We start from the raw sequence: 3,142 nt of genomic DNA, 5'->3' as shown, positions 1-3,142 counted from the left end.
GCTTGCTCCCTTTGCAGCCCTCAAGTTTAGGTATGTGGCGACCGTGACGAGCGATACTATGATGGATGTCGCAATATGGATGAAGGTCATCGCGGGCCAGAAAAAGAGGTTGCCGCTCTGAATGTCGGGCGTTACAAGCGGTGGGACAAGCCCGATAAACATGGTGAGCAGTACCGTAAAGAAGTAACCGTGCACCAAGTACCTGCTGCGAAGCAGGACGTCGCGGATGCGGCGTGTTCTGTCGACAACGATGACCGGCGAAACAAGCGAGAACCATACCGCAAAGAGAAACGCCGGGATTACGAAGAGAAAACCGATAAAGTTAAGGGACAGGGCCGCGTACGCCAGGACCAGGCTTCCGTACATGATCAATTGCGCTACGAAGTTTGCGGCCAGAACCCTTGGATAAATACTTGTTGTTTTGTACGCCATTTCAAAGAACTTAGCCGTCCAGCCTCCTATTTCGGATAGAGCGATGAGCGCTACAAAGCCCTCAAGCCAGACGTTGGCGACGAAGAATACGAGCAGGTCGATAAACACGCTGTAGTTAAAACTAAAGGGCTTTCCATCCGGTCCCATCATGGCCACCGTAGGAAGATGCAGTAATGCTGCCGAGACGAGGCTGATAATATCGGCGATACCGACCGATAGGATGCCTGCGGCAATAATCATTAGCCAGCGGCGATCGAAGAGTTTATAGGCGTCTATGATAATTCGAAGAAACAAGCCATTCACCGCGATATTTTAGAAATAATATTTCCTGGTATGAGTATGAGATGATTATAGCGCAATTTGGGATGGGTTTGGGATGGGCGTATAGAGCAAAAAGAAACGGCGGTCGGGCGACCACCGTTTCTTGGGATGTGAGCGTCTATCTAACTGATGAAACCGTATCGTAAAAATAATTTCTTAGAATAATGTCCTAAATTAAATCTTTAAGCGCATCGGCTGCGCCGTCGTAGCCGCGCTCGAGCGACTTTGCGAATGCCTCGGCCGCCCGCTTGCGATCGTTAAGCTGGATGTATGAGTACCCGACCCAATAATGGGCGTACGCGTTGTCGTGATCGAGCCCGGCTGCCAGCTCGTGCTCTTTTATCGCTTCTTTAAACATCTCCTGCTCGAGGAAGCAAGAGCCGAGATTGTAGTGCGCGTTTGCGTTCATCGGGTCGAACTCGATGATGCTGTTATACTGGTCGGACGCTTCCTTAAGCTGGCCGCGATCGAATAGTATCGACGCTAAACCGAAGCGGGCTTTTGACATCGCCGGGTTAAGTTGAATCGCCTTATTAAAGTATTTTGTGGCCTTGTCGTAGTCATAGCGCTCAAGGTAAATACGGCCGATTAAAAACCACCCATCCCAATTGTCCCTATCGATAAAGATGGCTTGTTTAAGGTTCTTTAAGGCCTTATTGAACTGCTTGAGGTTATAGTGAATGACGCCGAGCGCGTAGTAGTTTAACCCGTTCTCGGGGTCGTTTTGGACGGATTGTTCTATCTCGTCTTTTGCCTGGTGGAAATCACCGTGCGTGACGAATTCCTGTGCTTTTATCTGGTGCTGGTTGAGTTTTTGCGCACCGGGGATTTGGTCGCGCCGCTTGCGAATCGCAATGCTTAAGATAATTATCATCCCAAGCGCAAAAAGAAAGCCAAGTTTCATGTCCGGTCCTCCAAGTAATGCTTTAATAATTACTGTTAATTACTGATGCTACCGCTTAATGTGGTTTTAAGTGCGGTAGCATCGTTAATGGTAATTATCGGACTGAACTCTGCTTTCTTTAATTGTTTAGGCGGTGGGATAGTAGTTATTCTCCGACAAGGGCTTTGACGAACTCATCGGGTTTAAACTGCTGGAGGTCGTCCATACCCTCGCCTACACCGACATAGCGGACGGGGATATTTAATTCCTCTTGGATAGCCAGGATGATACCGCCTTTGGCTGTGCCGTCGAGTTTTGTCAGGACGATGCCGTCGATCTTAAGGGCCTCATCGAAGAGACGGGCCTGAGCGATACCGTTTTGGCCGGTGGTTGCGTCAATTACCAGCAGTGTCTCAAGCTCGGCGTCTCCTTTTTCGCGCTCGGCTATGCGCTTGATCTTTTTCAGCTCTTCCATTAAGTTGACGTAGGTGTGGAGCCTGCCTGCGGTATCGATTAAAAGAATCTCGGTTCGCCTGGCGCTGGCCGCGTGAATTGCATCGTAGACGACGGCGGCCGGGTCGGCGCCGCGCTCGTGCTTTACTATGTCTACTTTCAGACGTTTAGCCCATATGTCGAGCTGCTCGACCGCAGCGGCCCTAAAGGTGTCTGCGGCACCGAGAAGCACCGACTTACCGGACTTTGTAAAACTCCTGGCAAGCTTGGCGATAGTCGTGGTTTTGCCGGTACCGTTGACGCCGACGATTAGGTAAATTATGCGATCGGCGTGGTCGTGTTCGGTTTGCGGGGCGTTCTGTTGCAGGATGTAAACAAGCTCATCCTTAAGGAGGTCTAGTATCAGGTTGGGGTCTTTTATCCGATCGCGGTCGACCCTATCGCGCAGGTTATCGATAATGTGCATAGTGGATTGCATACCGATGTCCGCCTGGATAAGTATCGCCTCTATGTCATCCCAAAGCTCTTCATCAATGCTGCCGCTGCGCGACAGCAATCCGCTGATTTGCCCGACGATATTCTCGCGGCTTTTCGAGAGACCGCTTTTAAGCCGGGCTAACCAGGATACCTTTTGCTCTTCCCCGGTTTCCTCAAATATATCCTCGATATTCTCTTCGGCGTCCTCCTCGGTCGCTTCTTCTGCTTTTTCTTCTTCGGCGGCTTCTATTTCTTCGTAGTCCTCCGGTTTCTGGCGCCTAAACCAATGCATGCTATAACACCTCGTTAAGATTTGATCATGCCTTATATTGTGCGATGTGAATCTTCGATACATGATGATACCACATTAGCCCTTTTCGCTCACGCTGATTGCGAGGTGAATGGGTGGATGGGATGAGAGTTAGCATGTGGGTTCAGAGGAAAACCATCTTCTTACCGTAGTTTAGCTACGCCTAGACGCTCATAGGTGACAATCATTCGTAGTGCACCCGAGATTCTTCGCTATCGCTCAGAATGACAATTAATCGCCATTCGCTACTCGCCGTTACCCGCTTT

The 3,142-nt window shown here is 50.0% G+C and carries 3 protein-coding genes; all 3 read right to left on the bottom strand.

The genetic code is table 11. From position 1 onward, the window contains the following. Nucleotides 1-726 (bottom strand): hypothetical protein (locus tag COY37_RS09655; protein ID WP_286977393.1); only part of this gene is annotated, 726 nt, incomplete at its 3' end. Between the two features lie 196 nt (nt 727-922). Further along, on the bottom strand, nt 923-1,657 hold the full coding sequence (locus COY37_RS09650) for a tetratricopeptide repeat protein (RefSeq protein WP_286679264.1): 735 nt from the start codon (nt 1,655-1,657) through the stop codon (nt 923-925). A gap of 145 nt (nt 1,658-1,802) precedes the next feature. After that, nucleotides 1,803-2,858, bottom strand: coding sequence for a signal recognition particle-docking protein FtsY (gene ftsY / locus COY37_RS09645; protein WP_286679263.1), 1,056 nt, complete (start codon nt 2,856-2,858; stop codon nt 1,803-1,805). Between the last annotated feature and the right edge of the window lie 284 nt (nt 2,859-3,142).

The organism is Candidatus Aquicultor secundus (assembly GCF_002791875.1).
Classification (GTDB): Bacteria; Actinomycetota; Aquicultoria; order Aquicultorales; family Aquicultoraceae; genus Aquicultor_A; species Aquicultor_A secundus.
This window is presented reverse-complemented; position numbering and strand designations above follow the sequence as displayed.

Excerpts from the sequence above, each read along its gene's own strand:
- COY37_RS09650 (WP_286679264.1), bottom strand. The coding sequence starts at position 1,657 with ATGAAACTTGGCTTTCTTTTTGCGCTTGGGATGATAATTATCTTAAGC.
- ftsY (WP_286679263.1), bottom strand. The coding sequence starts at position 2,858 with ATGCATTGGTTTAGGCGCCAGAAACCGGAGGACTACGAAGAAATAGAA.